The following is a 13,468-nucleotide window of genomic DNA, read 5'->3' on the forward strand; positions in this document are numbered from 1 at the left end:
GCAGATACGGCGACTCGGAGCCCCTCCAGGAGGATTCGAACCCCCGACCTTGCGGGTAGAAACCGCTCGCTCTGTCCACTGAGCTATGGAGGGAAGGATGCTCAGCCCCCAGGCTACCGCTCAGACCGAGATCGTCGCGCGACGCACGCGCAGGGCGCGCCACCGCGCCGACACGTCCAGCGCGAGGTGGACGCCGGGCCCGATGAGCACGGCGAACAGCACCGTGCCGAGCCCCACGGTGCCCCCGAGCAGCCATCCGGTAACCAGGACGGTTCCCTCGACGACGAAGCGGCAGACCCAGATCGGCCATCCGAACCGGGCGTGAAGGCCGGTCATGAGCCCGTCGCGCGGTCCAGGTCCGAGGTCGGCGCCGAGGTAGATGCCGGATGCCGCCGCGATGAGCGCTATTCCCGTCAAGAACACCACGACGCCCCAGAGATAGTTCTCCACGGGAGGGATCACGGCAAGGGCGCCCTGCATCACGGTCCCCACGACGAGGATGTTCGCGACCGTGCCGATCCCGGGTCGCTGCCGGAGCGGGATCCAGGCGAGGAGTACGAGAGCCCCTGTGATGACGACGATCCAGCCGATCCCGATCCCCGTCTGTCGCGAGAGGCCTTCGGCGAGGACCGTCCACGGGTCCAGGCCGATGCCGGCCTGAACGAGGACCGCGCATCCGATGCCGAACAGGGCGAGGCCGATGACGAGGCGGAGGAGCCGAAGAAGCATGAGGCCATTCCACCGTAAGATTGGACCTCTGTATGCAGTCCAATTGCGAAGAGGTGGACCATGGACTCCCGGATCGGTGCTCGCGGTCTCGCCGCCGCCCTGGGAGGCTGGCGTACGCGCACACCGACGTACGAGGCCCTGGCCGACGGCATCCGTCTGCTCTGTCTCGACAATCGCGTCGCCGCGCACACGGCCCTGCCAGCCGAGCGCGAACTCGCGACCACGCTCGGACTCAGCCGGGCGACCGTCGCGGCGGCCTATCGCTCGCTCCGCGAGAGCGGGCACATCGAGAGCACCCGTGGGTCGGGGAGCATCACGCTCCCGCAGGTGCGCCGAGGCGCCGGTCGGGTCTTCAACGACGGCGACGGAATCGATCTCCAGCAGGCCAGCCCTGCCGCGTGGCCGGGCCTCGCGGGCGTGATGGCCGAGGTCGGGGCGGATTCGGCTTCCCTCGTCGGGCGTCCGGGGTACGACATCGTCGGGAGCATCGAACTCCGTGCAGCGATCGCCGATCGGTACACGGCGCGCGGCATCCCGACCGATCCCGAGGAAATCCTCGTGACCAATGGCGGACAGCACGCGATCCATCTGGTGACGGATGCGCTCCTTCGGCCGGGGGCGACGGCGCTCTTGGAGACCCCGACGTACCCGCATGCGACCGAGGCGATCAAGGCGACCGGCGCCCGCGTGACCGGCACGCCCGTGACGGTGGATGACGGGTGGGATCTGGACCGGGCCGTACAGGCGTTCCGGCGCGCGCGACCGGCGCTCGCCTACCTGATGCCGTGGTTCCAGAACCCCACCGGGCGGACGATGACGGCCCTGGACGCGGCGACCTTCCGAGCTGCGGCGGAGGCGGCCGGATCCGTGCTCGTCATCGACGAGACGACCGCGGAACTCGCGATCGATTCCGCCGCCCCCGAGGCGCTCGACTTCGGGCACGAGGCAGTGAGGATCGGCTCGCTCGGCAAGACCGTGTGGGGTGGGCTGCGGGTCGGCTGGGTGCGAGGCGATCGTGCCCTCATCCGTCGACTCGTGGCCGCGAGACCGCGCCGTGACCTCGGGACGGCGGAGTTCGAGCAGGCGGTGGCCACCCGGCTGTTGCGGATGATGCCCGACATCCTGCCCCAACGCGCGGAGCTGCTCGGCCAGGGGAGGGACCTCGTCGTCGCGGCACTGCGTGCTTCGTTCCCCGGCTGGCGGATCCCCGTGCCGGGCGGCGGCGTGTCCTTATGGGTCGGGCTCGACGCGCCGCGCAGCGGGTCGCTCGTCCTCGCCGCGCGTCGAGAGGGGGTGCTGCTCTCGGCGGGGCCGCGGTTCTCGGTCGACGGTGGCTACGACTCCTACTTGCGCGTGCCGTTCACGGCCCCGTCCGAGCAGATGCGTGAAGCGGTGGCCGTCCTCGCGCGTCTGTGGCCGGGCGTGAGCGGACGCCCGGCGTCCGCCACCGTCGACGAGATGGAAGCCGTCGCCGCGATCGTCTGAACGGACCCGCTCAGCGGGAGTCGTGCAGGGCGGCCACCGCATCCTCGACGCGACAGAACTCGCCCAACTCGACGAAGCTCCCGGCGGAGGGCCGGAATCGTCGGGCACCGAAGCGGGCCGCACCTTCGACGTCGATGCGTGCCAGATGGCCGATGACCAGACCTGCACCATCCACGACCCGCCAGAGCCGGTCGGACGCAGGTGCGAGACGGTAGCCGCGGAGCCGGTAATCGGAACTCGCCGCAATGGTGGTCATGGTGCCTCCTCTCCGTCGCTCGTCACGGTACGCTCGGCCTCCGACACGCCCGATGAGACGGAACACGAGCGGCCTCGACAGCGTTGTCCTCATCGACGATCAACAGTGAAAGGAAGGTCTCGAATGCAGACCTATGTGCTTGCCGGCGGATGTTTCTGGTGTCTGGATGCCGCGTACCGGGCCCTCGAAGGTGTCGTCTCGGTGGAATCCGGTTACGTCGGCGGAACCGCCCCGTCGCCCACCTATGAGCAGGTGTGCACTGGTACGACCGGGCACGCCGAAGCGGTGAAGGTCACGTTCGACGAAGACGTCATCCCGTCGGACGTCATCCTCGACGCGTTCTTCACGATGCACGACCCGCGCCAGCTCAACCGTCAGGGAAACGACGTCGGGACTCAGTACCGTTCGGCGATGTTCCCCGCCGACGACGCTCAACGCGAGACGTTCGAGAAGGCCGCTGAGCGCGCGTCGGACTGGTGGGGCGGTGGACTGGTGACCACGATGGAGCCGCTGTCGGAGTGGTACCCGGCTGAGGACTACCACCAGGACTTCTTCACGAAGAACCCCGGGCAGGGGTATTGCCTCGCCGTCGCGGTGCCGAAGGTGAACAAGGTCCGCGCGCGGTTCGGACAGTACGCGCGGCGCTGATACGCGCGGACTGAGCCTCCTCCACAACGCCCCGGCTCTCGACCGCATCCACTGGTCGGGTGCCGGGGCTCCGTCGTCGAAGCGGACAACGCGATTCTGGTTGCGCTCCGACGCCCGCCGGGCACGCGGGTGTCGGAGCATCGACCGGGCACGACCGTGCCCTCGACGACTGGAGGAATTGCCATGAAGGACCACATCACGATCGTCGGGAACGTCGCCGCCGACCCAGACTTCCGCCGCCTCCCCGACGGCACCCCCGTCGTGTCGATGCGGGTGGCCAGTACGGACCGCAGATACGACGCGAAAGCGGGCGCCTGGGTCGACGGGCTCACGAGCTGGTATCGCGTGTCGGTCTTCCGCACGCTCGGCGAGCACGTCGCCGCGTCCGTCCGGAAGGGTCAACGGGTCGTCGTCCACGGCGTCCTCGCCATCAAACGTTGGGAAGCGGGGGAGAAGTCAGGAACCGATGCCGAGATCGACGCCCTCGCCGTCGGTCACGACCTCGCGTTCGGAACGACCGCCTTCACGGGCGCCGCGCGCGCACGGGAGGACACGCCGGCTTCCGCCCCCGACGACGAATGGTCGCCGGAGCGCGCCACTGCTGACGAGCCTCAGTGGGAAGCGGAGCCCGTCGCGACCCCCTTCTGACTCTGGACCCAGCCGGCTCGGAGGTCGCACCCCCTAGACTCTGGCCCGTGCGCAGACACCAGGCTTCATCGGGATCCCGCTGGCTTCTCTTCGTGCTCGCACCCGTGCTGGTCGTCTCTCTCGCTGGATGCGCGCCAGAGCCCTTGCCCGTACCCTCCGAGCCGGCGTCGTCTTCTGCGGTCGCGGCGAGTCCGTCGCCTGAGGCATCCCCGGCCCCGGCAGCCGATACCGCCGAGGGAAAGCTTCGGGAGTTCACCTCTGCGATGGACGAGGTGTGGAACCGGTCGAAGTCCGTCGAGGGTCGCGACTACATCGATGCCCTGGTCGCGGCCGGGTTCGCGAAGGACGCCATGCAGGTGACGCAGGACGAGACATCGGTCGGCGACCCCGCGGACAGCATCCAGTTCTCGGTTCGCGTCGGCGACGAGTGCCTCGTCGGCCAGGTCGGTCCCTCCGTCCCGCGCCCGACTGCGATCGTCATGCCGGGCCTGCCCGAAGGCGAATGTCTCGTAGGACAGACGCGTCGCATCGATTGGTGACGGCCGGACGGTCCCGCCGCCAGGGACGGCACACGTAGACTTGGGCCGTTATGGCCGAATACATCTACTCCATGGTCCGCGCCCGCAAGGCCGTCGGCGAAAAGCTCATCCTCGACGACGTCACGATGGCGTTCCTGCCCGGCGCCAAGATCGGCATGGTCGGTCCGAACGGTGCCGGTAAGTCGACGATCCTCAAGATCATGGCGGGCCTCGACACCCCGTCGAACGGAGAGGCGAAGCTGTCGCCCGGCTTCTCGGTCGGCATCCTCATGCAGGAGCCCGAACTCGACGAGTCCAAGACGGTCCTCGAGAACATCCAGGACGGCGTGGCGATCAAGCCCAAGCTCGACCGGTTCAACGAGATCTCCGCCCTCATGGCCGACCCCGACGCCGACTTCGACGCGCTCCTGGCCGAGATGGGGACGCTGCAGGAGGAGATCGACGCCGCCGACGGCTGGGACCTCGACTCGCAGCTCTCGCAAGCCATGGACGCTCTCCGCACACCCCCCGCCGACGCCGCGATCGCCCCGCTCTCGGGGGGTGAGAAGCGCCGCGTCGCTCTCGCCAAGCTGCTCCTCCAGAAGCCGGACCTCCTGCTCCTCGACGAGCCCACCAACCACCTCGATGCCGAGAGCGTGCTCTGGCTCGAGCAGCACCTGCAGGCGTACAAGGGCGCGGTCATCGCCATCACCCACGACCGGTACTTCCTCGACAACGTCGCGGAATGGATCGCCGAGGTCGACCGCGGGCGCCTCATCGGCTACGAGGGCAACTACTCGACGTACCTTGAGAAGAAGGGCGAGCGACTCGAGGTCCAGGGCAAGAAGGACGCCAAGCTCGCGAAGCGCCTGAAGGAAGAGCTCGAGTGGGTGCGCTCGAGCGCGAAGGGCCGCCAGACGAAGTCGAAGGCCCGACTCGCTCGCTACGAGGAGATGGCTGCCGAGGCGGAGCGGACGCGCAAGCTCGACTTCGAGGAGATCTCGATCCCGCCGGGGCCGCGTTTGGGAAGCGTCGTCATCGAAGCCAAGAAGCTCCAGAAGGGCTTCGACGGCCGCTCGCTCATCGACGGACTCAGCTTCAGCCTGCCGCCCAACGGCATCGTCGGCGTCATCGGCCCGAACGGCGTCGGAAAGACCACGCTCTTCAAGACGATCGTGGGCCTCGAGCCGCTCGACGGCGGCGACCTGAAGATCGGCGAGACGGTCAAGATCAGCTACGTCGACCAGTCGCGCTCGAACATCGACCCCAACAAGACGCTGTGGGAGGTCGTCTCGGACGGCCTCGACATCATCACGGTCGGCAAGACCGAGATCCCCTCGCGCGCCTACGTCTCGAAGTTCGGCTTCAAGGGACCGGACCAGCAGAAGAAGGCCGGCGTCCTCTCCGGTGGTGAGCGCAACCGTCTGAACCTCGCACTGACCCTCAAGGAGGGCGGGAACCTGCTCCTCCTCGACGAGCCCACGAACGACCTGGACGTCGAAACCCTGAGCTCGCTCGAGAACGCCCTGCTCGAGTTCCCCGGTTGCGCGGTGGTCATCACGCACGACCGGTGGTTCCTCGACCGCATCGCCACACACATCCTCGCGTACGAGGGCACCGCCGAGAAGCCCGATCAGTGGTACTGGTTCGAAGGCAACTTCGAGGCGTACGAAGCGAACAAGATCGAGCGGCTCGGCGCCGACGCGGCGAACCCCGCGAAGTCGACGTACCGCAAGCTCACGCGTGACTGACGCCCGCATCCGCGTTCCCATCCACCTGCGGTGGGGCGACCTCGACGCGTACAACCATGTGAACAACGCGTCGATGCTGAAGCTCCTCGAGGAGGCGCGCGTGCGCGCCTTCTGGGTGCCCGGGGCGGGCGAACGAGTCGTCCCCACCGCGGTGATCGATGCGAGCCACGGTGCGGCCCAGCTGACTCTCATCGCCCGCCAGGAGATCGAATACCTCGCGCCGGTCCCGTACCAGCGCGACCCGATCGACGTGCAGATGTGGTTCGGGAAGATCGGCGGCTCGAGCGCAGAGGTCCACTACGAGGTCTTCACCCCCGCGGGCCAGGAGCCGCAGACGCTCTACGCCCGGGCGTCCACCGTCATCGTGCAAGTGGACGCCGTGACCGGACGCCCCGTGCGGCTCGCCCCCGAGACGCGCGCGGCGTGGGAGCCCTACCTCGGTGATCCGCTGCCGCCGCTGGGGCGCCGCTGACCCGGCTCAGTCCCCCTCGGGGATCCGCACCATGATCTCCTGAGCGACCGAGGCGACCAGTTCGCCGTCGCGGGTGAAGATGCGGCCGGTCGCCAGCCCACGGCCACCCTGTGCGCTCGGGGACTGCTGGACGTACAGCAACCAGTCGTCGACCCGAGCGGGCCGGTGCCACCACATCGCATGGTCGAGGCTCGCCACCTTGAGCCCGGCGGTGGCCCAGGACGCGCCGTGCGCACGGAGCACCGATTCCTGGATCGTGAGATCGCTCATGTACGCGAGGGCGGCGCGGTGGAGCCGGGGATCGTCGGGAACCTCGCCTCGTGTGCGGATCCACACCGACTGATGCGGCACCCGTTCGTCTCCCACAGTCGCGTAGATCGGCTCTTCGACATGGCGCACCTCGACCGGGCTCTGATCGAAGTGGCGCTTGCTCATCGGATGCAGCCCCGCGAGGACGGAGTCGTCCGAGAGGAGGTCGGGTCCTGGGATGCCGGACGGCATCTCGTCCTGGTGTTCCAGGCCCGCGGCATCCACCTCGAAGGAGGCGATCATCGAGAAGATCGGTACGCCTTCCTGAAAGGCCTGAGTCCGTCGTGTGGAGAAGGAGCGACCGTCGTGGATCCGATCGACCGAGAAGGTCATCCCTCGGGTCGAATCGCCGGGGCGGAGGAAGTAGCCGTGCATCGAATGCGCCGCACGCTCGTCGTCGACCGTGCGTTCTGCGGCGATGACCGCCTGAGCGAGCACCTGGCCGCCGAAGACTCGCCCGAGGGGCATCGCCTGCGAGACGCCGGTGAAGATGTCCTCCGTCGTCCGGGCATCGCCGGAGGCGAGGTCCAGCACAGCCAGGAGCCCATCGACGTGTCCCGAATCGCTCACGGCGTTCCTTCCCGGGCGCCGATGTCGTCCCTGTGAACGCCCGGTTGGTAGTTTAGGTCGGATGTCCCCGCAGCTCGTTTTCCCCGACCCGCGCCCGGCGGCCGACCTCCTCACCTTCGCCGCACGTGCTGCCCGGCTCGCTGACCCGGCCGTTCGCCTACGCGCCTCGGGTGGGACGCTCGCCGTGTCGGCGGCGCCACTGTCGCCCCGCGGATTCGGTGACGACACGCCCACCGTCCTCGGCATGCGCTTCCTCCGGATCGACCCCGAACTCGAGTGCGATCTCGTCGTGGATGCCGGAACTCTCCGGGCCGGCGACGATCCGATGCGCGTCGCACTTCCCGACAGCGGCGTCTCCGCCGCCTGGGCGGGCATCTCGCCGCCGCGCGGGGGATGGGTTCCGGGCGAGCCGGTCGCGGAGGCCGTGCTCGCTCGCGCGGTGCGCCGCGGCGTCGACGCCGTTGCCACCGCCCTGCCCGCGTCCCCCGGCGAGGATCTGGTCCGCACCGTCCGCGCGGCGGTCTGGGGCTCTCCCGACGCGGAACTCGGCGGTCTCGCCGCTGGTGTCGCGTTCGCCGCCGACGCGCTCGGCTTCCTGGGTGCGGATCTCGACGAACAGGCATCCGTCCTCCGGACGGGGACGTGGACCCGCGTCAGCCTCACCCGAGGCCACGTGCTCGTCAGAGCGGGCAACCCCACGGGGTTGACGACGGTGCGCGCGACCGGGGGGCGCTGAGCCGTAGGGCGTCAGGACTCGGGGTGGAGCGGCAGAGCTGTGCCACCGTGCGGCTTCGCGACCGGCCCGATACCCGTCGGCTCGAACGTGTTCACCATGGCGTGCGCCGCCCGCTGGAGGTAGTCCCACAGGGTCGCCTCGTGGAGCGGCGACAGGTCGGCTTCGTCGACCGCGATGCGCATCGCGCGGAGCCACCGGTCACGCGCGTCGGGGTTCACGTGGAACGGTTGATGACGCATCCGGAGCCGCGGGTGCCCGCGGGTCTCGCCGTACGTGGTGGGACCGCCCCAGTACTGCTCGAGGAAGAGGAGCAGGCGTTCGGCAGCCGGCCCGAGGTCCTCTTCGGGGTACATGGGGCGGAGGACCTCGTCGGCCGCGACCTCGCGGTAGAACGCGTCGACGATGCGGCGGAAGACGGCGTGCCCGCCGACCTCCTCGTAGAAGGTGCTCGGATCGCTCACGGTGCGGACGTCCCCTCCGGCGCGTCGCCGTCGTTCCGGCCGCGCTTCTTCGGCCGCCACGCGAGACGCGGCGGGGTGGCAGGAGGCGTGACCTGCTGCGGCTTGGTCTTGGGAGGGTTGGCCCCTCGTACGCTCTGAGCGGCGTCCGCGCCCGTCAGGAAGGCGGACTCCAGCTGGGGGAGCGGAACGCCCAGGTCGTCGAGCGCCTTCTTCAGGCGCACGCGCAGCGCCCGCGAGACGTCGTCCTTCGCGTTGGGCCGGGTACGCACGACGAGGCGCGTGACGATGGTCTCGCCGCCGATCGATTCCAGGCCCCAGACCTCGGGCTTGTCGATGATGCGGGTACGCCACTTCGGTTCGCGCACGAGCTCCTTCGCCGACGCCAGCATCGCGTCCTCGACGGCGTCGAGGTCGGCGTCGAGTGGCACTCCGACGTCGATGACGACGCGTGCCCACCCCTGCGACATGTTCCCGATGCGGGTGATCTCGCCGTTGCGGACGAACCAGAGGGTGCCGTTCACATCGCGGACGTGCGTCACTCGAACGCTCACGTACTCGACCACACCCGTCGCCAGCCCCACGTCGACGACGTCGCCGATGCCGATCTGATCCTCCGCGACGATGAAGATGCCGTTGAGGACGTCCTTGACGATGTTCTGAGCGCCGAAACCGAGACCCGCACCGATGGCGGCCGAAAGCAGCGTGAACGACGCGAGGACACCGGGATTGAGGATGAAGACGACCGTGAGGGCGGCGATGATGACGATCGCGACGTTGACGATGTTGGTGAGGATCGACCCGAGCGTGCGGGTGCGCTGGACGATGCGGACCTGGGCCAGTGGCGACATGTCGATCGCTCGGGTGTCTTCCGCCGCCGCTCGCGACTTCGCCCCCGTGACGATGCGGTCGACGACGCGGCCGATCAGACGACGCATGATCCACGAGAGCAGCAGCGCGACGACCACGGTCACGGCGACCCAGAGGAGATTCCACCCCGCCGACACGAGGAAGTCGAGGAATCCGTCGCGGATGCCCTCCCATTCGCCGGGTGCGGGGGCAGGCGAGGAGGGGGCGGACGCGGCGAGAACGTTCGTGGTCATCGTCCCGATCCTACCGAGGCGATCCTTCGATCACCTGGGCGCCGACGCCCTCCAGCGGGCTCGCCAGCCCGTGCGCGATGAGGACGGCATGGACGCGATCCCGCGCCGGGAGCTTGGCCAGGATACGGCCCACGTGGGTCTTGACCGTCGACTCGCCCAGGTACAGCTCGTCTGCGATCTCGGCGTTCGTGAGGCCCCGTGCCATGGCGCCCAGCACCTCCTGCTCGCGCGCCGTCAGGGAGGGATGCTCGCGCGGTCGGGGATCGGGGGCGTCGACGGTGCGGGGTCCCTCCACGTCCGTGACGAGTTCGATCATCCGTCGCACGATCCGTGGTGCCAGGGTGGCCTCTCCCGCGGCCACGGCACGGACGGCGGCCACGAGCTCATCGCGCCCGGCATCCTTCAGCAGGAACCCGCCCGCTCCGGCGCGGAGCGCGCCGAACGCGTATTCGTCCAGATCGAAGGTCGTCAGCACCAGCACGCGTACCTCGGGCTGGTCGCGCGCGATCCGCGCCGTGGCGGCGATCCCGTCGACCCCCGGCATCCGGACGTCCATCAGCACCACATCCGGACGCAGACGCGCGGCCGACGCGATCGCTTCGGCGCCGTCGCCGGCTTCGCCCACGACCTCGATGCCGTCTGCCGCTTCGAGGACCATGCGGAAGCCGAGGCGAATGAGCGACTGGTCGTCGGCGATCAGAACCCGCACGGACGCGGGGGAGGGGGACGTGCTCACGCGGGGGTCTCCTGTCGGGGGATGCGGGCGGTGACCGACCACCCGTGCGGCTGACGCGGGCCCGCGGTGACACTGCCTCCGGCGAGAGCGACGCGCTCGCGGAGCCCCCGCAGACCGAAGCCGCCGGATTCGGCGTCGACGGACGTCGGGAGACCGTCGTCCGTGACCGTGACCGAGACGCCGTCGGGTGCGTGGCGGATGGCGACGTCGATGTGCGTCGCCCCCGTCGCGTGACGGAGGACGTTGGTGACGCCCTCCTGAACGATCCGCGAGACGGCGAGCTGGGTCCGTGAGTCGAGATCCCCCGGGTCGCCCGAGACCACGAGACGTGTGTCGAACCCCGCGGCGCGTGCCGACGCGACCGTCTCCGCGGTCGTGTCGCGGGCCAGCGGTGCAAGGGGTGCGGCCTCCGACTGGCGGAGGATGCCGAGGGTCGCCCGCATGTCTCGGAGCGCCTCCCGGCCGGTCGCCGCGATGGCTTCGACGCCGGGACGCGAGCGGTCGGCGTCGCGGGAGGCCGCGACGCCCTCCGCAAGAGCGACCATGACGGTCAGTGAATGCGCGACGATGTCATGGAGCTCGCGGGCGATCCGCTCGCGTTCGGCGGACGCGGCGAGCTGCGCCTGCTGATCGCGTTCGACGACGAGACGCTGCGAATGGTCGATGAGCGCCGTCACGTAGCGCGCCCGTGAACCGACGTTGGCTCCGATGAGACCGCCGATCACTGCGTTGAGGGCTTCGTTCACGAGCGATCCCCACACGACGGTCGTCGAGCTGACGCCGGTGGCGGCGAGAACGAATCCGGCACTGGCGAGCACCGCCATCCCGATCGCGACGCCGATGAGTGCGGCGCGGGAACTGATGTGAACGGCGACCGAGTACGTGGCGACGAGCAGAAGGGGACCGGCGATCGGTGCGGGGGCGAACATGTACGCCAGGGCGACGACGTACGAGCTCGCCAGCACGATCATCGGGTGGCGCCGCCTGACGAGCAACGCCAGGGACCCGAGGACCACGATCACGCCCAGAGTCGGCAGGACCTGCCGCCATTCGCGGGAATTGGTCCCGACGCCCTCCGGAAGAATCGGGGTCGCGATCACCGGGATCGTGGACACGAGAAGGCAGACGATCGTGACGAGGATGTCGGCGAAGAGTGGATGCCGCGCCCAGTAACGCCGCAGGACCCCCGGAGGACGCGGAAGCCGAAGCTCCCCCTCGGATGAGGAGGAGCTTCGGCTTCGAGTCGTCACGCCAAGACCTTACGCGTCCCGCACCCGCAGGACGGTCCAGCCGCCGAGGAGGGCAGCTGCGGGCCAGGCGAGCAGAACGACGACGTTTCGGACGGTCTCGTTCGCGGGGTTGGTCGTCAGAGCCTGGGCGGCGACCGACGGCAGGTAGTTGTAGAGGTCGATGAGCCACTGCCACGACGGTCCGCCGAAGGTGAACAGGCTCATGACGATCGGCAGGACGAAGAGGATGCCGACGGTCGCCGCGATCGCGCCGGCACCGTTGCGGATGAGGAATCCGCTTCCGAGTCCGAGCAGACCGAACGTCGCCATCGAGACGACGGCGTACGCGAGGGGGATCCACGTGAGCTCTGCGTTGCCCCAGTCGAACCCGTTCTCCCCATACACCGGGGTGACGACGAGGACGGAGATCAGCGAGGTCACGACGGTGGTCGCGATGAGCGTCGCCGCCACGATCAGTGCCTTCGCGAGCAGCACGGCACCGCGACGCGGCTCAGCCGTCAGGCTGGAGCGGATCATGCCGGTGGAGTACTCGCCCGTGATCGCCATGGCACCCAGGATGCCGGCCACGAGCATCGTGAACTGCAGAGGCGAGACCACAGCCATCGTGGGGTTTGTCGCCATCCGGCCTGGCGCATCGGGGAGGCTGTTCATGATGACGGCGATCAGCAGCGAGATCCCGACGGCCAGCAGGACCGTGACGGCGAGCGACCACCAGGTGGATCGCAGGGTGAACAGCTTGATCGCCTCGCTCCGCATCAGGCGCAGGAACCCGAGCCGGTAGGTCGAGGTCGACGGCGCCGCCATGGAAGGCGCCGAGGCGCGGGATTCGGTCGTGACGCTCATGATGCGGCCCCCTGCGTGCGGTATTCGACGGAGCCCTCGGTGAGGGCGAGGTATGCGTCCTCGAGCGATCCGCTGCGCGGAGTCAGCTCGTGGAGGGCGATGCCGTGCTGCGCGGCGAGTTCGCCGACGGCGGCGGCAGTCGTGCCGGTGATGTCGAGCAGACCCGACTCGGAGGAGGTCACCGTGACGTCGGCACCTGCCACGAGCTGCGCCAACTCGGCGGCGCGCGGCGAGCGGACCGTCACGGCACTGCGCGTCCATGCGGCGACCAGGTCCGAGATGCTGGCATCGGCGAGCACGCGCCCTCGTCCGAGGACGATGACATGGTCTGCCGTCAGCGACATCTCGCTCATGAGGTGACTCGACAGCAGGACGGTCCTGCCCGAGGCCGCCTGCGCCCGCACGAACTGACGCACCCAGCGCACGCCCTCGGGGTCGAGACCGTTCACGGGCTCGTCGAGGATGAGCGTCTGCGGGTCCCCGAGGAGCGCCGCCGCGATCCCGAGGCGCTGCCCCATACCGAGCGAGAACTTGCCCGCGCGGCGCTTGGCGACGCTCTGCAGGCCGGTGATCTCGATGACCTCGTCGACTCGTGAACGGGGGATGCCGTGAGTCGCCGCCATCGCGAGCAGGTGATGACGAGCGCTCCGACCGGTGTGGACGGCCTTCGCGTCGAGGAGGATCCCCACCTCGGTCAACGGGGAACGCAACGACCGGTAGTCGCGTCCGTCGAGAGTCACGCGTCCTGCCGTCGGTCGGTCGAGTCCCACGATCATCCGCATGGTGGTCGACTTACCGGCGCCGTTGGGCCCCAGGAATCCCGTCACCTTGCCGGATTGGACCGTGAAGCTCACGCCATCGACGGCTGTCTTGTCTCCGTACCTCTTCGTGAGGCCTTCTGCAACGATCATGTGCTTCACGCTACGGAAGGGGAGAGCTCCGTCGCGTCCCCCGTG

General features: G+C 69.2%; 16 protein-coding genes and 1 tRNA gene. 7 read left to right on the forward strand and 10 right to left on the reverse strand.

Annotated features, from left to right (window positions below; all coding sequences use genetic code 11):
• Positions 1–20: 20 nt before the first annotated feature.
• Together BBA86_RS04520 and BBA86_RS04525 are read right to left on the reverse strand one after the other, a co-directional pair.
• Positions 21–93, reverse strand: a tRNA-Arg gene (locus tag BBA86_RS04520).
• A gap of 27 nt (positions 94–120) precedes the next feature.
• A complete protein-coding gene (locus BBA86_RS04525) occupies positions 121–729 on the reverse strand; it encodes a YczE/YyaS/YitT family protein (protein WP_065570482.1) in 609 nt (202 codons plus the stop codon).
• Positions 730–789: 60 nt separating this feature from the next.
• Between BBA86_RS04525 and BBA86_RS04530 the strand changes: the two genes are divergently transcribed.
• Complete coding sequence (locus BBA86_RS04530; RefSeq protein WP_065570483.1) at positions 790–2,214, forward strand: PLP-dependent aminotransferase family protein; 1,425 nt, start codon at positions 790–792, stop codon at positions 2,212–2,214.
• 10 nt (positions 2,215–2,224) lie between these two features.
• Here BBA86_RS04530 and BBA86_RS04535 read toward each other — a convergent pair whose 3' ends face one another.
• Positions 2,225–2,470 carry a hypothetical protein gene (locus tag BBA86_RS04535; RefSeq protein WP_065570484.1) on the reverse strand — a complete coding sequence of 82 codons (246 nt, stop codon included), beginning with the start codon at positions 2,468–2,470 and terminating at the stop codon, positions 2,225–2,227.
• 123 nt (positions 2,471–2,593) lie between these two features.
• On the opposite strand from BBA86_RS04535, the gene msrA reads away from it, so the two are divergent.
• The 5 genes from msrA (at position 2,594) to BBA86_RS04560 (ending at position 6,507) form a co-directional block, all read left to right on the forward strand.
• Positions 2,594–3,118 carry a peptide-methionine (S)-S-oxide reductase MsrA gene (gene msrA, locus BBA86_RS04540; RefSeq protein ID WP_065570485.1) on the forward strand — a complete coding sequence of 175 codons (525 nt, stop codon included), beginning with the start codon at positions 2,594–2,596 and terminating at the stop codon, positions 3,116–3,118.
• 183 nt (positions 3,119–3,301) lie between these two features.
• On the forward strand, positions 3,302–3,766 hold the full coding sequence (locus BBA86_RS04545) for a single-stranded DNA-binding protein (RefSeq protein ID WP_065570486.1): 465 nt from the start codon (positions 3,302–3,304) through the stop codon (positions 3,764–3,766).
• Positions 3,767–4,029: 263 nt separating this feature from the next.
• Entirely contained in the window at positions 4,030–4,305 is a 276-nt protein-coding gene (locus BBA86_RS04550; RefSeq protein ID WP_065570487.1) for a DUF6993 domain-containing protein, read from the forward strand.
• A gap of 50 nt (positions 4,306–4,355) precedes the next feature.
• A complete protein-coding gene (ettA, locus tag BBA86_RS04555; RefSeq protein WP_018187995.1) occupies positions 4,356–6,035 on the forward strand; it encodes an energy-dependent translational throttle protein EttA in 1,680 nt (559 codons plus the stop codon).
• Complete coding sequence (locus BBA86_RS04560; RefSeq protein ID WP_065570488.1) at positions 6,028–6,507, forward strand: acyl-CoA thioesterase; 480 nt, start codon at positions 6,028–6,030, stop codon at positions 6,505–6,507. Before ettA ends, BBA86_RS04560 begins: the two co-directional genes overlap by 8 nt.
• A gap of 6 nt (positions 6,508–6,513) precedes the next feature.
• On the opposite strand, the gene BBA86_RS04565 is transcribed toward BBA86_RS04560, so the two are convergent.
• Entirely contained in the window at positions 6,514–7,386 is an 873-nt protein-coding gene (locus BBA86_RS04565; RefSeq protein WP_065570489.1) for an acyl-CoA thioesterase, read from the reverse strand.
• A gap of 61 nt (positions 7,387–7,447) precedes the next feature.
• Between BBA86_RS04565 and BBA86_RS04570 the strand changes: the two genes are divergently transcribed.
• Positions 7,448–8,122: a hypothetical protein gene (locus tag BBA86_RS04570; RefSeq protein ID WP_065570490.1), complete on the forward strand. Its 675-nt coding sequence runs from the start codon at positions 7,448–7,450 to the stop codon at positions 8,120–8,122.
• An 11-nt stretch (positions 8,123–8,133) separates the two neighbouring features.
• Here BBA86_RS04570 and BBA86_RS04575 read toward each other — a convergent pair whose 3' ends face one another.
• The 6 genes from BBA86_RS04575 to BBA86_RS04600 all read right to left on the reverse strand — a co-directional run bounded on the left by BBA86_RS04575 (position 8,134) and on the right by BBA86_RS04600 (position 13,423).
• Positions 8,134–8,583: a globin gene (locus BBA86_RS04575; protein WP_065570491.1), complete on the reverse strand. Its 450-nt coding sequence runs from the start codon at positions 8,581–8,583 to the stop codon at positions 8,134–8,136.
• Positions 8,580–9,683 carry a mechanosensitive ion channel family protein gene (locus tag BBA86_RS04580; RefSeq protein ID WP_065570492.1) on the reverse strand — a complete coding sequence of 368 codons (1,104 nt, stop codon included), beginning with the start codon at positions 9,681–9,683 and terminating at the stop codon, positions 8,580–8,582. The genes BBA86_RS04575 and BBA86_RS04580 overlap by 4 nt, the downstream gene beginning before the upstream one ends.
• Positions 9,684–9,693: 10 nt before the next feature.
• The gene (locus BBA86_RS04585; RefSeq protein ID WP_411267696.1) at positions 9,694–10,341 is read right to left on the reverse strand and encodes a response regulator; all 648 of its coding nucleotides are present in this window, start codon (positions 10,339–10,341) and stop codon (positions 9,694–9,696) included.
• A gap of 74 nt (positions 10,342–10,415) precedes the next feature.
• Positions 10,416–11,669, reverse strand: coding sequence for a sensor histidine kinase (locus BBA86_RS04590; RefSeq protein ID WP_223247025.1), 1,254 nt, complete (start codon positions 11,667–11,669; stop codon positions 10,416–10,418).
• A 9-nt stretch (positions 11,670–11,678) separates the two neighbouring features.
• A complete protein-coding gene (locus tag BBA86_RS04595; protein ID WP_065570493.1) occupies positions 11,679–12,512 on the reverse strand; it encodes an ABC transporter permease subunit in 834 nt (277 codons plus the stop codon).
• Positions 12,509–13,423 (reverse strand): ABC transporter ATP-binding protein, encoded by a 915-nt coding sequence (locus BBA86_RS04600; protein ID WP_065572181.1) that lies wholly within the window; start codon positions 13,421–13,423, stop codon positions 12,509–12,511. Before BBA86_RS04600 ends, BBA86_RS04595 begins: the two co-directional genes overlap by 4 nt.
• Positions 13,424–13,468 lie beyond the last annotated feature (45 nt).

Source organism: Microbacterium oleivorans, from assembly GCF_001691565.1.
GTDB lineage: Bacteria > Actinomycetota > Actinomycetes > Actinomycetales > Microbacteriaceae > Microbacterium > Microbacterium oleivorans_B.

What these genes read in the sequence shown, in the direction of transcription:
- BBA86_RS04525 (WP_065570482.1), bottom strand. Translation starts at nt 729, where the DNA reads ATGCTTCTTCGGCTCCTCCGCCTCGTCATCGGCCTCGCCCTGTTCGGC.
- BBA86_RS04530 (WP_065570483.1), top strand. Translation starts at nt 790, where the DNA reads ATGGACTCCCGGATCGGTGCTCGCGGTCTCGCCGCCGCCCTGGGAGGC.
- BBA86_RS04535 (WP_065570484.1), bottom strand. Translation starts at nt 2,470, where the DNA reads ATGACCACCATTGCGGCGAGTTCCGATTACCGGCTCCGCGGCTACCGT.
- msrA (WP_065570485.1), top strand. Translation starts at nt 2,594, where the DNA reads ATGCAGACCTATGTGCTTGCCGGCGGATGTTTCTGGTGTCTGGATGCC.
- BBA86_RS04545 (WP_065570486.1), top strand. Translation starts at nt 3,302, where the DNA reads ATGAAGGACCACATCACGATCGTCGGGAACGTCGCCGCCGACCCAGAC.
- BBA86_RS04550 (WP_065570487.1), top strand. Translation starts at nt 4,030, where the DNA reads ATGGACGAGGTGTGGAACCGGTCGAAGTCCGTCGAGGGTCGCGACTAC.
- ettA (WP_018187995.1), top strand. Translation starts at nt 4,356, where the DNA reads ATGGCCGAATACATCTACTCCATGGTCCGCGCCCGCAAGGCCGTCGGC.
- BBA86_RS04570 (WP_065570490.1), top strand. Translation starts at nt 7,448, where the DNA reads ATGTCCCCGCAGCTCGTTTTCCCCGACCCGCGCCCGGCGGCCGACCTC.
- BBA86_RS04580 (WP_065570492.1), bottom strand. Translation starts at nt 9,683, where the DNA reads ATGACCACGAACGTTCTCGCCGCGTCCGCCCCCTCCTCGCCTGCCCCC.
- BBA86_RS04585 (WP_411267696.1), bottom strand. Translation starts at nt 10,341, where the DNA reads ATGGTCCTCGAAGCGGCAGACGGCATCGAGGTCGTGGGCGAAGCCGGC.
- BBA86_RS04595 (WP_065570493.1), bottom strand. Translation starts at nt 12,512, where the DNA reads ATGAGCGTCACGACCGAATCCCGCGCCTCGGCGCCTTCCATGGCGGCG.
- BBA86_RS04600 (WP_065572181.1), bottom strand. Translation starts at nt 13,423, where the DNA reads ATGATCGTTGCAGAAGGCCTCACGAAGAGGTACGGAGACAAGACAGCC.